Here is a 17,671-nt window from a genome sequence, read left to right as displayed (position 1 = left end):
AAAATTAAAAATACAAATAAAAAAACCATAGAGATATGCTCTATGGTTTCATCTGAATTTATGAAATTACTGCAATGACTTCTATTTCAACTTGCACATCTTTTGGTAGTCGTGCAACTTCTACAGTCGAACGCGCTGGTTTATGATCGCCAAAATGTTGACCATAAATTTCATTGAAAAGAGCAAAGTCGTTCATATCTTTAATAAATACTGTTGTCTTCACAACTTGTTGAAGCGAAGATCCTGCTTCTTCTAATACAGCTTTCAAGTTCGCAAATACTTGATGTGTTTGTTCTGTAATTGAACCTTCCACCATATTCCCATCGGCTGTTAATGGAATTTGACCCGAACTATAAAACATGCCATTTACAATCATACCTTGAACATAAGGTCCTATCGCCGCTGGGGCGTTCGTTGTCGATACTGATTTCATTGACCTTTTCCACCTTTCAAAAAATAATTACCTTCTGTTAAAGCAATAGTACGCTCTTTTTCATTTACTTCATGTAATTTAACAAGTGACAGATAATTTTCAATTAACTGTTCGTCCGCGTGTTCTGTTTCAACTAATACCGCAACGCCTGCTAATTGACAATTAAATTCCTCAAGTAAATTTTTCATGCCATTCATCGTACCTCCGACTTTCATAAAGTCATCTGTAATAAGTACGCGTTGGCCACTCTTCATACTGCGTTTTGACAACACCATCGTTTGAATTCGACGTGAAGAGCCTGACACGTAATTAATGCTGACAGTTGATCCTTCAGTTACTTTGCTATCACGTCTTACCACAACTACCGGTACATTGAGGTGACGCGCGATGGCATGTGCAATCGAAATACCTTTTGTCGCCACTGTCATGATGACATCAATCGGTTCTTTCGCAAACGCAGAAGCAAACACTTTTCCTACACGATTCATCATTTCAGGGTTACCCAGTAAATCTGTCATATATAAATATCCACCAGGTAGCAAACGGTCTGAGTGACCAAGCTCTTCCATCAAATCTTGAATCAATTCACGAACGGCTTCATCTCGCATTTTAGGCATATACTTAACACCACCTGCAGCTCCAGGAACAGTCATTAATAAACCAATACCTTTTTCTTCAAATGTTTCTTTAACAATGGTTAGGTCTTCACTTATTGAGGATTTAGCAGACTGGTACATATCCGCAAACAAAGTTAAGGGTATTAACTGCTGGGGATGGTCTAATAAATAATGGGTCATATCAACGAGACGCTCACTGCGTTTCCACTTCATCGGTCACACTCCTAAACACGAATGATTTATACGTAAGTTTAAACAAATATACGGTTTTAGGCAAGTGAATCCCGTTCTCCCAACAATCTTACCGCATAAACTTCGTCACAAAAACCACGTAAGCCATTATAAATTCGGTTTACTCTCGATTCATGTTGTACAATCCCAAATACAGTTGGACCACTTCCGCTCATTAACACAGCATCTGCTCCAAATTTCATCATTTGTTCCTTAATCATCGAAACTTCAGGATGTAACTTTAAAGTTACTGATTCTAAAGCATTGCCCATCGCTTCACACATTAATTCATAATTTTTTTCATGAATAGCACGAATCATATCTTTGGTATTCGGATGAACGACTTCGTTTATTTTTAAACCACCATAAACATCCGCCGTTGACACACCAATTGAGGGTTTAGCTAAAATTATCCAACAGTTTGGTGGAGCAGGTAGTTCTTGAATAAGTTCTCCTCTTCCTGTTGCCAGAGCTGTTCCCCCGTAAACACAAAACGACACATCCGAACCAATTTTAGCGCCATGTTCAGCTAATTGGTCTGCCGTTAACTTTAAATCCCATAAATAATTTAATCCTTTTAAGGTCGCAGCAGCATCACTACTTCCACCAGCTAATCCAGCAGCGACAGGAATTTTTTTCTCTAATACAATCGTTACGCCTTCTTTTATGCCATATGTATCTCTTAATAACTTTGCCGCCTGATAGGCTAAGTTACGGTGGTCGTCTGGTACGTAGCGATCCGCTGAAATGATGCGTATGAGACCATCTGAACGTGGTTCTAATCCAATGCGATCTGCTAAATCCACCGTAGTCATGATCATTTCCACTTCATGATATCCATCCGGTCTTTTGTGTAGGACATCCAGTGTCAGATTGATTTTTGCGGGCGCTTTCACATAAAGCATAAAAATGCCTCCTTTATCTCTTTATTGCTGTTCCCTATTTTACCACAGCTTAGGATGATGAAAAGGGAGAAGAAATGAACGCAATAAAAGGCGGATTTCTCCGCCTTGTCAGCTCCATATGAATTTTCACTTGCGATTGCATGTCGCAGAGAAGATCGTTACTACTTCTTGTAGTGATTTTGCCCGTTCATTAACCCGGTTTGTGCCATTTCAACCGCTCGTTTTACCATATTACCTGCATCACGAGATGTTATGCCTCCCCAACCGTCACGCTCAACGACTTCGTAAAATCCAAGCTCTTTCGCAATTTCCTCTTTAAGATGATTTGACATTACACGATTACGTGCCATGTTTTTCCTCCTCATGAAGGCTGACAAAAGTAGTATGTACTAAAAACAAAAAAACACTCAAGGATAATAAAATCCTTGAGTGTTTTAATAAAATAGAATAAGTTCACTAATACGTAAGATTATTTGACGACTACAAGTTCTTGCATTCCGTCAACAATTGTAATTTCTACTGCTTCAGTTAAAATGTCTGTGTAGCTGTAAGACACACGCTCAAAAGCGTTCTCGTCCTGATCAAGATCCACTACGAACACTGCATGATACGTTTCACGTAAAACGCCAGCTCGTTCAATCGTTTTCTTGCGACCACCGTTTGCTTTCAATTGCAAACGTTTACCCAAATGACAATCTAAAGACTTTTTAATATCTGCTAAAGTTTTTGGCATTTCGCTTACACCTCACTTAAATATAAGCATACCATATACGAAAATATTTGTCAACCGAAATAAACATTTTAACAATGAAGCAAACCACTTGTCAATCAATTTTTTAAAACTAATTTGTCTTTTTTATAATTTAATGTAATAAATTCGTTACAAATCAGCTGTTTCTTTGAAATTCGGAAGCAATAAATTCGATAAATTCCCAAACTCTTGAATCGATAAAGTTTCGCCTCGACGAGTTGGATCGATATTTGCTTCAGCAAGGGCAGCTAAAATTAATTCTTTCTTCTCTTTTCCATGCGGCAGTTGTGATTGCAAATTATTTATGATTGTCTTTCTGCGTTGAGCAAAAGAAGAACGAGAAACGAAGAATAGAAAATCTTCATCCAAAACGGAAACAGGAGCCGTCTCATAACGAGTTAATTTGATTACTGCAGAATCAACGTTTGGTTGAGGAATAAACACTGACTTAGGGACCGTCATGGCAATTTCTGCCTTCATATAATATTGAATGGCAATGGACAATGAACCATAAGCTTTCGTACTTGGTTTTGCCGTGATACGATCTGCAACTTCTTTTTGCATCATGACGATCATTCCGCGGATTGGAAGTTTCTCCATTAATAATTTAATCAAAATAGGAGTAGTTACATAATAAGGTAAGTTAGCAACCACCATAACATCCTTGTAATCAGCCAATTTCTCTCTCATCATCTCTGATACATTGACCTTTAATATGTCTGAATGGATGATTTCTACGTTGTCATATGGAGAAAGTGTATCTTCTAAAACAGGTAGAAGACGTTGATCGATTTCAAAAGCAACCACATGACCTGCTTTTCGAGCTAAATGCTCCGTTAATGCACCAATACCCGGCCCAATCTCAATAGCTGCCGATTCGTTAGTCAAATCTGCATGGCTTACGATGTTATGAAGAACATTCGGATCAATTAAAAAATTTTGACCTAAACTCTTTTTAAATGAAAATCCGTATTTTTTTAAAATTTCTTGTGTGCGTTTGGGAGTTGCAATATCTTTACTCATGTAAGTCCTCCTGGTCTAGTTGTGCTAAGGCTTTTTCAAATTGCTCAATTCCAATTTGGAACATTGATAATCTTTTTTGAAGTTGCTTGCCATTAGTATAGCCAATTTGTAATAATTCACCGAGTCGATTACGACGGATTTTAGCGTCAGGATGACCAATCAATTGTGATTTCATCAATATGTGAAGTGGTATTTCTTCAGTCTGATTCAGTGTATTTCTAGGTGTATAGACATTTTGTAAGGCTTGTCTTATATCTTCATCCGCAGCATGCTCAATACCTAAACCTTTGCCGTTTTTAGCAATGGTTTTTTCTTTTGATAAAAATGCGTGCTTCACACCTTGTACTTGTTCCTCAATAATGGCACGAATCCGTCGTCCAGGGTAGTCAGGATCCGTAAATACGATAACGCCTCTTTTGTTCTGAGCATGTTGGATACGACGGATAGTTTCTGCTGATATCGCAGATCCATTTGTTTCTATAGTATCTGCTCGAACAGCACGTTTAATAGCTGTCGTATCATCTTTTCCCTCCACCACAATAACTTCTTCAATAAACACGATTCATGCCTCTTTTCCAATGGGTCTTTAACTATTCTACTTGCGCCATGTCTTTATGTATACACAGAAATGCGTAACAGGCCATGAAAGCCCGACACCGGCGCTGGAAGGATGAAAGGCGACATTCGCCTTTCTGACCCCATACTGGCGCCCGCGGGCTGGGCTGGGCTGTGAAGCTAGACACGAAAAGCGTAGAAGCCCAATCTAGCTCGACTCCGACGGTGGAAGCAAGGTCTTTCTTTGCGACGAGTAACCGCAGGAGCAAGGTCTTCATGACCTCCTTCATGTGGGCCCAAGCGAAGAAGTTATAACATCCTGTGTCGCAGCTTAACTATTTTCTTATGTAGACAAAAAGCCTTCCCTAAACATAAGGGAAAGCTTAATTTATATTAGTTCAAGATTTTAATTTTAACCTGTTTGCGTCCGAACCCATAAGCTTTATCAGTCGATGCCATAAACAAGTCGATTTTCTTTCCTTTAATAGCTCCACCTGTATCACCTGCAATCGCGTATCCGTAGCCTTCTACCCAAACCTTAGAACCTAATGGGATTACACTCGGATCTACCGCAATTACTTTTAATGATGGATTTGCTTTCAGATTAATACCCGTGGCAGTAATACCTGAACATCCATTACAGTTCGCCGTATATGCAGTAGCAGATACATAAAACTCTTTTCCACCTGATGGGGCATCTGTTGACGATTTAGACTTTGTTGTACCACGTGAAACACTAGCTGTAACCACTTTCGTTCCCACCGCAATGACTTTCTTAGTAGGAGAACTCACTACTTTTTCGTTCTTCAAAACACGGGAAATAGCTTTACCGTTCTCAGAAGTAATTTCAAAGATACTTTTAGTCAAACCTTTTTTGCCTTCTTGTACAACTTTTTCTTTACCTTTTAGTAAATCTTTATCTTTACGTGTTTCCACAGCGAAATTTGTTTTTGCTTCCACTACATCGGTGACTTTTTCTACGCGAACGACTTGTATAACATCATTTGGATTCACTACATCTTCCATTTTGTGTTCTACACGATCAAATTTATTCATTTTGATCTCTTGTTGTTTTAAAAAGTCAGCGACCGTAGTCGAAGTGGACCAGATTTTCTTTTCATTAATACCATCTATCAGCGTTACTTGGAACGCTTTTTCGATTGCAATGTTAGAATCAGATCCGACCTTTGCATTAAGCTCAGGTGATAACTTATCGTGCTCAGAAACTTTTATTTTTGCTTCTTTTAAAACTTCACTTACTTGATCAGATGTCGTGTCGATGGTTTGTTGCTTCCCATCAACTGTAATCGTAATTTTTTTCGCCTGTTCCCACTCGACTGAAATACCATTTTTTATCGACGTGTTCACTGAGGGTAATACTAAATCAGCATCGGAAACTTGAACGTTTTGTTCAATTAATAAATCTCCGACTGTATCTGCATGGGTATGAATTTCTTGTTTTTTACCATTAACCGTCAATGCGACAGTATTTTTCGTTCCAACGAAAAGAACGGCTGATATAACTGAAATGAACAAGATAACTGCAATGACAGCAATTCCTGTTTGTTTCGTCCTCAATGATTGGGTAAACAGGTTTTTCATGAAATTATTTGACATAAAAAACGCCTCCTTATCATTCGTGTGATTATATAGATTTCAAAAATGCTGTCAACCATTCGGAATTAGTCTGAATATTCTGGTCGACAGACGATTCCTTTCCAAGTATTGGATTGTTATCTATAATTCATACTGGGATTTTGTAAAATTTTAAAGCATTTTCAGTAGTTACTTTTGCTACTTGTTCAATAGAAATATTCTTCAATCGAGCAATTTCTTCCGCTACTAATACTACTAAAGCTGGCTCATTGCGTTTCCCTCTTAAGGGATGTGGTGCTAAATATGGTGCATCTGTTTCGATCATTAAGTATTCTAATGGAATTTCAGTGGCTACTTCTTTAGGCTTTTTGGCATTTTTAAATGTCACGGGACCTCCGAGTGAAATCATGAAGTTTAAGTCTATGCAAAGTTTTGCGGTTTCAACACTACCTCCATAACAATGCATGACACCACCGGTTTTTTCGGCATGCTCCTCTTGCAAGATTCGCACGACATCTTCTGTTGCATCTCGATTGTGAATGACAATGGGTAGATCAACTTTTTGTGCTAAACGAATTTGTTTTCTAAATAAATCTTGTTGCACATCACGAGGAGATTTATCCCAGTGATAATCCAGTCCAGTTTCACCAATTGCTACAACCTTCGGATGCGCAGCTAACTCTTCAATCCAAAGTAAATCTTCATCTGTGCAATCAATAGCATCAACAGGATGCCATCCTACAACCGCATAAATAAAATCATATTGTTCAGCTAATGAAATGGCCCTTTTTATCGTTTTACGATCAAATCCGACTACTACCATATGCTTTACTTTTGCTTCTAGAGCTCTATTTATTACTTCTTCTAAATCTTCATCATATTGATCTGCATTTAAGTGAACATGTGTATCTATATACATAATAATCCGCCTCACGTAATCTCTATTTTAGATTTTAATCAGTGTAATGACATCACAGCATTGTAACATTTTGATGACAAAGCCATGTTTTTTATACATTAGTCAGTTTATTCCCCTAAAATAATCAAGTTATTTCAAATAACTTTACTCCATTTCATACAAGCGATCTAAAGAATAACGTTTAATTCTTTATTAAATAAGCCTGCTTAGCGTAGGCTAAACAGGCTTATTATAAAATACTTATTTTACTTTTGCTCCATTTTCAAGCTTTTCATCAACTGTTGCAAGAGTTAAGTACCCATCTTTTTCTCCAGCAAGAATCATCCCTTGAGATAATTCTCCTCGAAGTTTTACAGGTTTTAGGTTAGCCACTACAATGACTTTTTGACCTACCAGTTCGTCAGGTTTGTAACTTTTAGCAATACCAGAGACTACTTGACGTTGCTCATATCCTAGATCTACTTGAAGTTTCAACAATTTATCTGCTTTTGGCATAGCTTCGCAAGCAGTAACGGTTGCTACACGTAAATCTACATTTAAAAATTGATCAATCGTAATTTCTGGCACTTCAGTTGTTTCTTCTTTTACTATTTCGGGCTCTTCTTTTTTTACGGATCCACGCATTTGTTCTTGAATGTAACTGATTTCAGATTCCACTTCTAGTCTTGGGAAAATCGGAATTCCTTTTTCAATTACTTTCGTTCCAGTAGCAATACTTGAAGTATTTTCTAACGACTCCCACGTCAATGCATCTGCAGATAAACCAAGTTGTTCTGCAATTTGTTTCGGTGAATTTGTCATAAACGGTTGTAAGTAAACGGCAATTTGACGAAGACTTTCAGCCAAGTTCCACATAACTGAACCAAGCTTTGGCTTGTCAGATTGTTCTTTTGCTAGAACCCAAGGTTGTGTTTCGTCAATATATTTATTAGTGCGTGAAACGAGAGACCACAAATCACTTAACACGATACTAAACTGCATTTTTTCCATATTTGTTTCATACTTATCTTTAACTTCTTTTGCATGAGCGTGTAATACCGCATCAAATTCTGTTGGTTCATTATGTTCTGTTGGAATAACACCATCAAAATACTTATTCATCATTGAAACAGTACGATTTAATAAATTTCCTAAATCATTTGCTAAGTCAAAATTCGTGCGTTCCACAAATGCTTCTGGTGAAAAGACTCCATCTGCTCCAAATGGCAGCTCACGTAGTAAGAAATAACGTGTAGCATCTAGACCATAACGATCTACAAGAAGTTCAGGTGTGACAACATTACCTTTAGACTTCGACATTTTACCGTCTTTCATCATAATAAAGCCGTGTGCAAACACTTTCTTCGGTAATGGCAAGTTCAAGGCCATTAAGAAAATAGGCCAGTAAATCGTATGGAAGCGCACAATGTCTTTACCTACAACATGTACATCTGCTGGCCAATACTTATTAAATAACGATTCGTCATCAGATTTATATCCAAGTGCTGTAATGTAATTCGATAATGCATCTACCCACACGTAAATAACGTGTTTTGCGTCCCCTGGTACTCGAATTCCCCAATCAAATGAGGTACGAGAAACAGACAAATCTTCTAACCCAGGTTTGATGAAGTTATTAATCATTTCATTTTTTCTAGATTCAGGTTCTATGAATTCTAAGTGTTCATCATAATATTTCACCAATCGGTCCGCATACTTTTTCATATTGAAGAAATACGATTCTTCCTTAACTTTATTTACTGGACGTCCACAGTCTGGACAGTTCCCATCTTCTAATTGGCTCTCTGTGAAATATGATTCACAAGGTGTACAATACCACCCTTCGTATTCTCCTTTATAAATATCACCATTATCTAAAAACAGTTGGAAAATCTTTTCAACACCTTCTTTATGACGTTGTTCAGTAGTTTGAATAAAATCATCATATGAAATGTCCATTAATTCCCAAACTTTTTTGGAAGCTTCAGCAATTTCATCCACATAAGACTGCGGATCTTTTCCCGCTTCTTGAGCTTTTTCTTGAATCTTTTGACCATGCTCATCCATTCCCGTTAAGAAATGAACATCAAATCCACGTAAGCGCTTGTAACGGGCCATAGCATCTGAAGCTACAGTTGTATAAGCTGTTCCAATATGGAATTTTCCACTTGGGTAATAAATAGGAGTCGTAATATAAAATGTGTTATTTTCGTTGTTCACGTAGATTCGCCCTTTCGTTCCTGTAAAGTAGTAATTCTATTCTATCCGAGTCCTTCTTTTGTTTCAACGATAGAAGATTGACGAAAAATGTCGAATGAAGTTCTTGTTAATTTATACCCATTTATTTTCAATTTTTGCCATTCATTAGACATAATTTGAATTTATAATCAAAAACGTTCAAAAATATCTATTAAATATCATATTTTTAACAAATATTACTTTGAATTGGAAAGAATAATTATTGACGTATATGGCAGTACTTGGTATGATAAATAACAGACAAGCAATAAATGTCGAAATTTGACGAATTAGCTTTATAATTCGAGAGGAGTGTTTTTATGAAATCTACAGGTATTGTACGTAAAGTTGATGAATTAGGTCGCGTTGTTATTCCAATAGAGCTTCGTCGTACTTTAGGAATTGCAGAAAAAGATGCATTAGAAATCTATGTTGATGAAGATAAAATCATCTTGAAAAAATACTTACCAAACATGACTTGTGCTGTTACTGGTGAAGTATCAGATGACAACTTCCGTTTAGTAGGCGGAAAATTAATCCTAAGCCCAGAAGGCGCAGATTTGTTAGTAAAAGAAATTCAATCAAACCAAAATAAATAACTTCAAAATCCGGAGCGACTATTTGTCACTCCGGATTTTTTTATTCTTGAATATGATATTCTTGATAGACATCTCTCTTTGGTAAATCGCGTTCAACAGCTACCACTTTTATAGCCTCTTTTGACGTCAGTGATTGTTTTTCAATTACTTGATTAACATGATCAGTAATAGATAAATTCATCCACCATTTTTCACTATCTATTGGGTTTTCTTCAGTAGATCCTGCAAATACTAAGACAAATTCGCCTCGAATTTCTTCATTTTCCACCCAAATAACTGCTTCATCCAATGTACATCTGACAAATTCCTCAAACTTTTTCGTCACTTCTCGTGCTAACACTACTTGTCTAGAGGATCCCAGTATTTGTTGTGCATCACGTAATGTATCCTTTAGACGATGAGGTGCTTCGTAAAAAATCATGGTTTCTTTATGATATTGAATGGCTTCGAGCGCAGCTTTTCGGTCCTTCTTTTGTCTCGGCAAGAAGCCGTGAAAAGTAAATGACAACGTTGATAGACCTGATGAAATCAATGCACTCAATGCAGCATTTGCACCGGGAACTGGTACTACAGATAAATTTTCTGCTACAGCTTTAGCTACAATATCCGCTCCTGGATCTGAAATACAAGGCAAACCGGCATCACTAACAAGAGCAATGTTCTTTCCTGCCCGAAGTAGCTCAAGAAGTTTATCGCCGCCGTACTCTAGATTATGTTCATGGTAACTAATGAGCGGTGTATCAATTTCAAAGTAGTTACACAGCTTTTTCGTATTTCGCGTGTCTTCTGCGGCTATGTAATCGGCTTCTTTCATCATGCGAATTGCACGGATTGTCATATCCTCTAAATTACCAATTGGCGTGGCGACTAGATACAAAATCCCGGTTGTTGATTGTCCTGAAAAACTTTTTTGGGTCTTCATCATTGTTCACCTCTCAGTCCATTTGCTATATACTCTGTTTTTTTAATCTTTGTTAACTGTTTAAATGCATATTCTGCTTTCATCGCAAGTTGTTTCGTTTCATGAACTTCTTGATAAATACAAAAAACCGGGCGTTTAGCTCTTGTATACTTCGCCCCTTTGCCACTATTATGAACACTCACTCGCTTGTCCAAATCATTAGTGTAGCCAGCATAATAAGAACCATCTACACATTCCAAAACATAAAATTTATGATCATTAGTTCTTTCCATATAACATCTCTCGCACTTCTTCTGTGTATTCCCCGTGTTCATCATATACATATAATGGAGGAAGAATCTTTAAATCAGGTTTCCCATCTTTAATTCCTTCTATTAACAACGTATTCGCTTCTTTCCCTTCCTTTGGGTACACGAAGCGAATGCGTTTTGGCTCCAGTCGATTTGCTCTCATCGCCGTTACGATATCTAACAACCTTCCCGGACGATGCACAAATGCCGCTTTTCCACCTTGCTTCAGCAACTGACTCGCTGACTGTACTGCTTCATCTAAAGTTAAATGGAGCTCATGCCTAGCGATAGCTAAATGTTCTTTTAAGTTTTTATTACTTGCCTCATGCGCAGGAAAATAAGGAGGATTGCACGTCACCACATCATATTTTTCAAACCCGAGTTGTTTTGGAATTGTCCTAACGTCACCCTCGAGAATAGTAATTTGTTCGTGTAATTTATTGTAATCCACACTTCGTATAGCCATATCAGCTAACCGTTGTTGTAATTCGACACCAATTATTTTCGCCTGAGTTCTGGCACTTAAAAATAACGGGATGACCCCATTTCCTGTACATAAATCCACGATAGCCCCTTGCTTTATCGGAACGTATGTAAACTTAGCAAGCAATACTGCATCGAGAGAAAAAGAAAAAACCGAAGGACTTTGAATGATACGAAGCTCTTCTGCAAGCAAGTAATCCAATCGCTCATCGTCTTGTAAGTGTAAGTCCATTTGTTATACCCTCCGACATTAGAAAAACACAGCTTGCACCCATAATGGTGTAAGCTGATGACTTTCCCTATACTGATATCCAAATTTATCTTTCTATCATCACAATAAAAGACTGACATCCACTTACGTACAGTGGAATCAGTCTTTCATCACCCGTTTTGTTTATTTAAAAAGGCAAGGCAAAATAAGCAATCTTCAGCTTTGCGTGAGCTTCCAAAATGTACATGACAAACATGGAAACCTTCTTGATATAGTCGCGCTAAATTATCATAACCCTCACCAATATCAAGACGGCTTAATTTTTTCGCATTCAGTTCGGACTGTTTTAAAACTTCTTCTTCGGCTGCATGAATTTCATCTAACCGTTGACGAAGAAGAAAATTCTCTTGTTGCAAAGACTGATGTTCCTCCATCATAAAAGCTACGAATTCTTTAAGTGCATGGAACTGTCCTTGCAATGATTCTAGTTGCTGTTCAAATTCCATAACTGTATCCAAAAAATTACGATCTTTCACATAAATCACCTCATTGTTCAGTCCATTACACTTGGGTTTCTGCAAATTGTTGAATTTCTTCTAATGTATAATCAAGCACACGTTGTTGTTCAGCTAACTCCACTTGCATCACGCGTTCTAACAAATTTATTCCTACTACTTTACCTTTACCTTCAGGTGTTAATATACGTGCACCCATATCAGGCATTAACTCTTTTGCTGTTTCATACTCATCATTTTCGTATTTAAGACAGCACATTAATCGTCCACATAAACCTGAGATTTTCGAAGGATTTAGAGACAAATTTTGGTCTTTCGCCATTTTAATTGAAACTGGTTCAAAATCGCCTAAAAATGTAGAACAACACAACATACGTCCACAAGGTCCAATTCCGCCAAGCATTTTCGCTTCATCTCTTACACCAATCTGACGAAGCTCAATTCGTGTTCTAAAGACAGAAGCTAAATCTTTTACTAAATCGCGGAAATCTACTCGCCCTTCAGCTGTAAAATAAAAAATGATTTTATTTCGGTCAAACGTATATTCCACATCCACCAGCTTCATTTCTAAGGTATGTTCGACAATTTTTTCTGTTCCAAGCTCAAATGCATGCTGCGATTCTAGCTGATTTTCTTTCACTTGATGACGATCACGTTCATCAGCGGGACGTACGACTTGCTTGAGTGGTAAAACTACATCATGTTCCTCAACTTGTTTAATAGCTACTACAACCTTGCCATACTCTATTCCTCGTGCTGTCTCTACAATAACATACTGATCTTTTTCCAAAGGAAAATCAGTTGGATCAAAATAATATATTTTACCCGCTTTTTTAAAGCGGACACCTACCACATTATACAAACGAATATCCCCCCTGCAAATTCAGCATTAACTGCTCCATTAACAGCGTCCGATTCATATTACGATGCAATTGTTGCTTCGATTTTAATATTGCCTCGATTTTATTTGACAAGTGCTCAAAAGAAATATGAAGAGCGCGTTGTTGATAAAAGGGCAAGAAATCCGGATACGTATATGTTGCATTACTATTAGCCTTAACTGCCACTAAATCGCGGTATGCGAATAAAAGTAAATCCAATGCTTGTTCTGTTTCTTCTTTTTCTTTTAATAGCGGTAACCAATCCTCATGTACCGATAGCATTGCTTCATGGACATTAGTTTCGACTGCCTCTATTAATTTTAACACTGTTTTTCGAACCTGTGCAAATTGCTCATCTTTTGCCAAGCGTAATGACTCTTCCAAGTCATTAGTTATCATCGAAACGGTTGCAGCCATAGATGCTGTAAGACCTTCATCTAGCAGTATTTTTACTCGTTCATCATAAGGAATTGATGGAAAAGAAATAATTTGACTTCGTGATCGAATAGTTGGTAAAATCGCGTGTGCTTTTTCCGTTAGTAATATAGCAGTGACCAATCCTTCGGGTTCTTCTAAAAACTTCAATAAAGTATTTGCAGCAGAAGCATTTAATCTATCTGCCCGATGTAGTACATATATTTTACGACCCGCTTCTAGGGCCGTTTTATTCATCTCAAAAATCAGTTGTAACATTTGATCTTTTTTAATATCTTGACCGTCTGGTTCAATTTGAATAAAGTTTGGATGATTCCCAGACTCAAATCTCCTACATCCGCGACATGTTTCACATGAAACATTTTGAATCGGTTTTTCACATAATAGTAATTTAACGAAAGATCTCATCACTGCAACTTTTCCAGTGCCTTTTGCTCCTTCAAATAGATATGCGTGAGCAACTCGGTTTTTTTGAAAAACCGTTTGTAGTTGCTTCATAACAACAGGTTGTAACTTTCTAACATCCTTTAGGTTTGCATTCATTTCGGTGCTCACCCCTTCTTTCAAAAAAAACCGTGCTCCGGATATCCGGAAGACACGGGATTTTCGTGTATGGCTAAAATTATTTCAAAATAAATCTGTTAGAAATGATGGAACTGTTCGATCGGAAGCACGAATACCGTTGCGCCACCAACTTCAACTTCAACTGGATAAGGAATATATGAATCGGCATTTCCTCCCATCGGAGATACAGGAGCTACCATTTGCTCACGAGAACGACAATTATCACGAATTAAATCAAGTGCATTAGACACTAAATCATCCTCTGTACCTATTAAGAACGTTGTGTTTCCTGACCGTAAAAACCCACCAGTACTTGCTAACTTAGTGGCACGAAAATCACTTTTTGTCAGTGCACTCGATAAACGGCTACTATCTTGATCCTGAACGACAGCCACGATAAGTTTCATCAGCTCATCCCCTTTTCCGGAAGTTCTTCCTATTATTATAACATGAAAAGATGGATCATTTCATGCGTGATTCAAGAGAATTTTTCAGAACATTCAGCACGTTTTCCGTTACTTCTTCTTGCGATTTTGACGCATCAATTACGTGAATACGGTTTGGATAACGTTTAACTACTTCTTGATATCCTTCCCAAACGTTTTCATGAAACGCTAAACTTTCAGCGTCTAGTCGATTTTTTTCTCTTTCATCGTGCTTAGCAATCCTTTTTAGTCCAATTGATGGCTCTATATCAAATAATAGTGTCAGATTCGGCATCAACTTTCCGATGGCAAACTCATTAATCGAGAGCACTTCGTCAATTCCTAAACCACGTGCATATCCCTGATAAGCAAGAGAAGCATCAATAAAACGATCACATAAAACAATTTTATTGTCTTTCAATGCTGGAGCTATCTTTTCCACTAAATGTTGCCTTCTCGCTGCTGCATATAATAGAGCTTCTGTTCGACCATCCATCTCGGTATAAGTATTGTCTAAAATTACTTCTCGTATATGTTCTGATATCCGAATCCCACCTGGCTCACGTGTTGAGACAATCTCATATCCTTCTGACGTCAATTGTGCGACCACATCACTCATTACAGTGGTCTTCCCCGCGCCTTCTGGTCCTTCAATCGTAATAAAAAATCCTTGGTTGTTCATATTTTTTCCTCCTTCAAAACGAGCAAGTGTTTGTTGCCCAGGTCATGCTCACCTTGAATCATTGCCCCGCTCGCTAAATAATCCGCAAGCATTTTCAATTTAGTCGTAGTTATTCGTTCTCCTCGAACGAATAATGGGATGCCTGGCGGATAGGGAATAACCATTCCTGCACAAATGCGACCAGCGGCCTTTGTATATAAAATGAATTCTTCTTCTTTGTTCTGTAAATCATGGTAGGAAACAGCTAAAGTCGAAAGAGCTTGTAATTCATGTGAGTAATCAATGTCTATCTTGTCCCTTTGTAGTTTTAAGCATTTTTCTACAGCGGATTTAATCTTCATACGTATTTCAGCATAAGGGAATTGATGTCTCGCCTTTAATAGCGGCAGTATCAACAGAACTTGCTCAGGGTCCGCTAGCTCCACGTAGACACCTTCGTGCTCCATCTGCTTCTGCAAACTATAGCCTGTGTATTTGGAGACACGTAAAAGTAATTTCAAGGGATCATCGACTTCAATTACTTCAAGAGATTTAATCGTTCTTAAACTCTCCACGAACTGCATACGAGTTTTGAGAAATAACTGATAGTCTCCACGCGAATATGTACCGATATATTGTCTTGCATCATCTAGTGAAGCGAGTAATATATACGATGGGCTACTAGACTGAAGCATTCTCAAATAACGATTTACTTTATCTTTAGAAACAAGTTTCGAATGAATATGTAAATACGAACCCATCGTCATTGCAGGTAATGTTTTATGAGCAGATTGTACAACTACATCTGCACCCATTTCAAGCGCAGACATCGGAAATTCATCAGTTGCGATAAAGTGTGCACCATGTGCTTCATCGACTAATACAGGAATCCCATAGGAGTGTGCCATTTTAATCACTTCAAACATAGTGGGGTTGGTTACACCATAATAGGTTGGATGAGTTAATATAATTGCTTTAGCATCAGAATATTGCTCAATGGCACCTTTCATAGTTGCCATGCTTATATGTGTAGCAGTATGTGTCACTTCATCCCATTCTGGGGTTAAGAATATCGGAAGTGTTCCAACTAATTCTAGCGCATTAAAAATTGATTTATGTGCATTTCGTTGAACCAACACACGGTCCCCTTCTCTGCATGTAGCATACACCATCGCTAAATTTCCAACGGTAGAACCATTTACAAGAAAATAACTATGTTGGGCACTGTAAGTTTTAGCTAGTAATACTTGTGCTTCTTCTATAATGCTTTCCGGGTGATGATAATCATCGAGTCCACTAAGCTCAGTATAGTCAAATTTCATCACATCTATAAACGCACGTGGCAATTCAGACAATGCTCCATGCTTATGACCCGGCACATGAAACGATATATTTTGGCTTTCATAAAACCGTTGCATCGCTTCGACAATTGGTCGTTTATCCATTTGCTAATCCCTCTCACTTCAATATGACTTTATTATACAACAATATGAATCCTTCGAGGGTCTATTCGAAGAAGGCGCACCTGAGGGCTTTTCGTTTCTCGCGTATATTATACGCTCCGAGTCTCTTCCCTTTGTCTCCTCGAACTCTTTGTTCCTCCTCTTTCTCGCACACCTTCGACTCAATAGAAAAAATGAACACAAAAAAACCAGTACCTTTCGGTACCGGCTTCTTACTTGCCTAGCGACGTCCTACTCTTGCAGGGGGAAACCCTAAAGCTACCATCGGCGCACGAGCTTAACTTCCGTATTCGGGCTACGAAAGACGATGAACGGCAGCTTTCTTCGTCACCTGCGGGCTTCTCGTTTCTCGCGTATGGGATACGCTTCGAGACTCGCCCCCTTGGTTCCTCGAACTCTTTGTTCCTCCTTTCTCGCACACCTTCGACTCAATAGAAAAAATGAACACAAAAAAGCCAGTACCTTTCGGTACCGGCTTCTTACTTGCCTAGCGACGTCCTACTCTTGCAGGGGGAAACCCTAAAGCTACCATCGGCGCACGAGCTTAACTTCCGTATTCGGGCTACGAAAGACGATGAACGGCAGATTTCTTCGTCAACCGCAGGTCTTCGAGTCTCGCGTATATTATACGCTCCGAGTCTCTTCCTTTTGTCTCCTCGAACTCTTTGTTCCTCCTCTTTCTCGCACACCTTCGACTCAATAGAAAAATGAACACAAAAAAACCAGTACCTTTCGGTACCGGCTTCTTACTTGCCTAGCGACGTCCTACTCTTGCAGGGGGAGACCCCCAACTACCATCGGCGCTAAAGAGCTTAACTTCCGTGTTCGGTATGGGAACGGGTGTGACCTCTTTGCCATTATCACTAGACTTATTGAGTGTTTGTTCACTCAAAACTGGATAAACGGGCCATTGAAAGCCATTCAAAATTGTGGTTAAGTCCTCGATCGATTAGTATTCGTCAGCTGCACACGTCG

The 17,671-nt window shown here is 38.3% G+C and carries 20 protein-coding genes and 1 rRNA gene; 1 reads left to right on the top strand and 20 read right to left on the bottom strand.

Annotated features, from left to right (window positions below):
- Window positions 1–58 precede the first annotated feature (58 nt).
- From C8K15_RS16750 to metG, 10 genes are all read right to left on the bottom strand, one after another.
- Window positions 59–433 carry a RidA family protein gene (locus tag C8K15_RS16750; protein WP_108587509.1) on the bottom strand — a complete coding sequence of 125 codons (375 nt, stop codon included), beginning with the start codon at window positions 431–433 and terminating at the stop codon, window positions 59–61.
- Entirely contained in the window at window positions 430–1,263 is an 834-nt protein-coding gene (gene purR / locus C8K15_RS16745) for a pur operon repressor (protein ID WP_108587508.1), read from the bottom strand. The genes C8K15_RS16750 and purR overlap by 4 nt, the downstream gene beginning before the upstream one ends.
- A 56-nt stretch (window positions 1,264–1,319) precedes the next feature.
- Window positions 1,320–2,186, bottom strand: coding sequence for a 4-(cytidine 5'-diphospho)-2-C-methyl-D-erythritol kinase (ispE, locus tag C8K15_RS16740; protein WP_108587507.1), 867 nt, complete (start codon window positions 2,184–2,186; stop codon window positions 1,320–1,322).
- Window positions 2,187–2,347: 161 nt separating this feature from the next.
- A complete protein-coding gene (locus tag C8K15_RS16735) occupies window positions 2,348–2,536 on the bottom strand; it encodes a small, acid-soluble spore protein, alpha/beta type (RefSeq protein WP_108587506.1) in 189 nt (62 codons plus the stop codon).
- A gap of 119 nt (window positions 2,537–2,655) precedes the next feature.
- Window positions 2,656–2,919 carry a biofilm formation stimulator Veg gene (veg, locus tag C8K15_RS16730; protein ID WP_016429962.1) on the bottom strand — a complete coding sequence of 88 codons (264 nt, stop codon included), beginning with the start codon at window positions 2,917–2,919 and terminating at the stop codon, window positions 2,656–2,658.
- 147 nt (window positions 2,920–3,066) lie between these two features.
- Complete coding sequence (rsmA, locus tag C8K15_RS16725; protein WP_108587505.1) at window positions 3,067–3,960, bottom strand: 16S rRNA (adenine(1518)-N(6)/adenine(1519)-N(6))-dimethyltransferase RsmA; 894 nt, start codon at window positions 3,958–3,960, stop codon at window positions 3,067–3,069.
- On the bottom strand, window positions 3,953–4,519 hold the full coding sequence (gene rnmV, locus C8K15_RS16720; RefSeq protein WP_108587504.1) for a ribonuclease M5: 567 nt from the start codon (window positions 4,517–4,519) through the stop codon (window positions 3,953–3,955). The genes rsmA and rnmV overlap by 8 nt, the downstream gene beginning before the upstream one ends.
- A gap of 389 nt (window positions 4,520–4,908) precedes the next feature.
- Window positions 4,909–6,132 carry a G5 and 3D domain-containing protein gene (locus C8K15_RS16710; RefSeq protein ID WP_108587502.1) on the bottom strand — a complete coding sequence of 408 codons (1,224 nt, stop codon included), beginning with the start codon at window positions 6,130–6,132 and terminating at the stop codon, window positions 4,909–4,911.
- A 127-nt stretch (window positions 6,133–6,259) separates the two neighbouring features.
- The gene (locus tag C8K15_RS16705; RefSeq protein ID WP_108587501.1) at window positions 6,260–7,030 is read right to left on the bottom strand and encodes a TatD family hydrolase; all 771 of its coding nucleotides are present in this window, start codon (window positions 7,028–7,030) and stop codon (window positions 6,260–6,262) included.
- Window positions 7,031–7,270: 240 nt separating this feature from the next.
- Entirely contained in the window at window positions 7,271–9,229 is a 1,959-nt protein-coding gene (gene metG / locus C8K15_RS16700; RefSeq protein WP_108587500.1) for a methionine--tRNA ligase, read from the bottom strand.
- A 338-nt stretch (window positions 9,230–9,567) separates the two neighbouring features.
- On the opposite strand from metG, the gene C8K15_RS16695 reads away from it, so the two are divergent.
- Window positions 9,568–9,846 carry a transition state genes transcriptional regulator AbrB gene (locus C8K15_RS16695; RefSeq protein ID WP_024536327.1) on the top strand — a complete coding sequence of 93 codons (279 nt, stop codon included), beginning with the start codon at window positions 9,568–9,570 and terminating at the stop codon, window positions 9,844–9,846.
- A gap of 40 nt (window positions 9,847–9,886) precedes the next feature.
- On the opposite strand, the gene rsmI is transcribed toward C8K15_RS16695, so the two are convergent.
- From rsmI to rrf, 10 genes are all read right to left on the bottom strand, one after another.
- Window positions 9,887–10,768, bottom strand: a complete 882-nt coding sequence (rsmI, locus tag C8K15_RS16690) for a 16S rRNA (cytidine(1402)-2'-O)-methyltransferase (RefSeq protein WP_108587499.1) — start codon at window positions 10,766–10,768, stop codon at window positions 9,887–9,889.
- Window positions 10,768–11,040, bottom strand: coding sequence for a GIY-YIG nuclease family protein (locus tag C8K15_RS16685; RefSeq protein WP_108587498.1), 273 nt, complete (start codon window positions 11,038–11,040; stop codon window positions 10,768–10,770). The genes rsmI and C8K15_RS16685 overlap by 1 nt, the downstream gene beginning before the upstream one ends.
- Window positions 11,027–11,773: a tRNA1(Val) (adenine(37)-N6)-methyltransferase gene (locus C8K15_RS16680; RefSeq protein WP_108587497.1), complete on the bottom strand. Its 747-nt coding sequence runs from the start codon at window positions 11,771–11,773 to the stop codon at window positions 11,027–11,029. The genes C8K15_RS16685 and C8K15_RS16680 overlap by 14 nt, the downstream gene beginning before the upstream one ends.
- A gap of 149 nt (window positions 11,774–11,922) precedes the next feature.
- On the bottom strand, window positions 11,923–12,288 hold the full coding sequence (yabA, locus tag C8K15_RS16675) for a DNA replication initiation control protein YabA (protein ID WP_108587496.1): 366 nt from the start codon (window positions 12,286–12,288) through the stop codon (window positions 11,923–11,925).
- A 25-nt stretch (window positions 12,289–12,313) separates the two neighbouring features.
- A complete protein-coding gene (locus C8K15_RS16670; protein ID WP_108587495.1) occupies window positions 12,314–13,129 on the bottom strand; it encodes a PSP1 domain-containing protein in 816 nt (271 codons plus the stop codon).
- Window positions 13,122–14,126, bottom strand: a complete 1,005-nt coding sequence (gene holB, locus C8K15_RS16665) for a DNA polymerase III subunit delta' (protein WP_108587494.1) — start codon at window positions 14,124–14,126, stop codon at window positions 13,122–13,124. Before holB ends, C8K15_RS16670 begins: the two co-directional genes overlap by 8 nt.
- A 98-nt stretch (window positions 14,127–14,224) precedes the next feature.
- Window positions 14,225–14,554, bottom strand: a complete 330-nt coding sequence (locus tag C8K15_RS16660; RefSeq protein ID WP_108587493.1) for a cyclic-di-AMP receptor — start codon at window positions 14,552–14,554, stop codon at window positions 14,225–14,227.
- A gap of 55 nt (window positions 14,555–14,609) precedes the next feature.
- Window positions 14,610–15,254 (bottom strand): dTMP kinase, encoded by a 645-nt coding sequence (gene tmk, locus C8K15_RS16655; protein ID WP_108587492.1) that lies wholly within the window; start codon window positions 15,252–15,254, stop codon window positions 14,610–14,612.
- Entirely contained in the window at window positions 15,251–16,678 is a 1,428-nt protein-coding gene (locus tag C8K15_RS16650) for an aminotransferase class I/II-fold pyridoxal phosphate-dependent enzyme (RefSeq protein WP_108587491.1), read from the bottom strand. Before C8K15_RS16650 ends, tmk begins: the two co-directional genes overlap by 4 nt.
- Before the next feature lie 770 nt (window positions 16,679–17,448).
- A 5S ribosomal RNA gene (rrf, locus tag C8K15_RS16645) occupies window positions 17,449–17,564 on the bottom strand.
- Between the last annotated feature and the right edge of the window lie 107 nt (window positions 17,565–17,671).

This window comes from Paenisporosarcina sp. OV554 (assembly GCF_003058165.1).
Lineage (GTDB): Bacteria > Bacillota > Bacilli > Bacillales_A > Planococcaceae > Paenisporosarcina.
The sequence above is the reverse complement of the archived record's forward strand: the minus strand, read 5'-3'. Positions and strand labels throughout refer to the sequence as shown.

What these genes read in the sequence shown, in the direction of transcription:
- C8K15_RS16750 (WP_108587509.1), bottom strand. Translation starts at nt 433, where the DNA reads ATGAAATCAGTATCGACAACGAACGCCCCAGCGGCGATAGGACCTTAT.
- purR (WP_108587508.1), bottom strand. Translation starts at nt 1,263, where the DNA reads ATGAAGTGGAAACGCAGTGAGCGTCTCGTTGATATGACCCATTATTTA.
- ispE (WP_108587507.1), bottom strand. Translation starts at nt 2,186, where the DNA reads ATGCTTTATGTGAAAGCGCCCGCAAAAATCAATCTGACACTGGATGTC.
- C8K15_RS16735 (WP_108587506.1), bottom strand. Translation starts at nt 2,536, where the DNA reads ATGGCACGTAATCGTGTAATGTCAAATCATCTTAAAGAGGAAATTGCG.
- veg (WP_016429962.1), bottom strand. Translation starts at nt 2,919, where the DNA reads ATGCCAAAAACTTTAGCAGATATTAAAAAGTCTTTAGATTGTCATTTG.
- rsmA (WP_108587505.1), bottom strand. Translation starts at nt 3,960, where the DNA reads ATGAGTAAAGATATTGCAACTCCCAAACGCACACAAGAAATTTTAAAA.
- C8K15_RS16710 (WP_108587502.1), bottom strand. Translation starts at nt 6,132, where the DNA reads ATGTCAAATAATTTCATGAAAAACCTGTTTACCCAATCATTGAGGACG.
- C8K15_RS16705 (WP_108587501.1), bottom strand. Translation starts at nt 7,030, where the DNA reads ATGTATATAGATACACATGTTCACTTAAATGCAGATCAATATGATGAA.
- C8K15_RS16695 (WP_024536327.1), top strand. Translation starts at nt 9,568, where the DNA reads ATGAAATCTACAGGTATTGTACGTAAAGTTGATGAATTAGGTCGCGTT.
- rsmI (WP_108587499.1), bottom strand. Translation starts at nt 10,768, where the DNA reads ATGAAGACCCAAAAAAGTTTTTCAGGACAATCAACAACCGGGATTTTG.
- C8K15_RS16685 (WP_108587498.1), bottom strand. Translation starts at nt 11,040, where the DNA reads ATGGAAAGAACTAATGATCATAAATTTTATGTTTTGGAATGTGTAGAT.
- C8K15_RS16680 (WP_108587497.1), bottom strand. Translation starts at nt 11,773, where the DNA reads ATGGACTTACACTTACAAGACGATGAGCGATTGGATTACTTGCTTGCA.
- holB (WP_108587494.1), bottom strand. Translation starts at nt 14,126, where the DNA reads ATGAATGCAAACCTAAAGGATGTTAGAAAGTTACAACCTGTTGTTATG.
- C8K15_RS16660 (WP_108587493.1), bottom strand. Translation starts at nt 14,554, where the DNA reads ATGAAACTTATCGTGGCTGTCGTTCAGGATCAAGATAGTAGCCGTTTA.
- tmk (WP_108587492.1), bottom strand. Translation starts at nt 15,254, where the DNA reads ATGAACAACCAAGGATTTTTTATTACGATTGAAGGACCAGAAGGCGCG.
- C8K15_RS16650 (WP_108587491.1), bottom strand. Translation starts at nt 16,678, where the DNA reads ATGGATAAACGACCAATTGTCGAAGCGATGCAACGGTTTTATGAAAGC.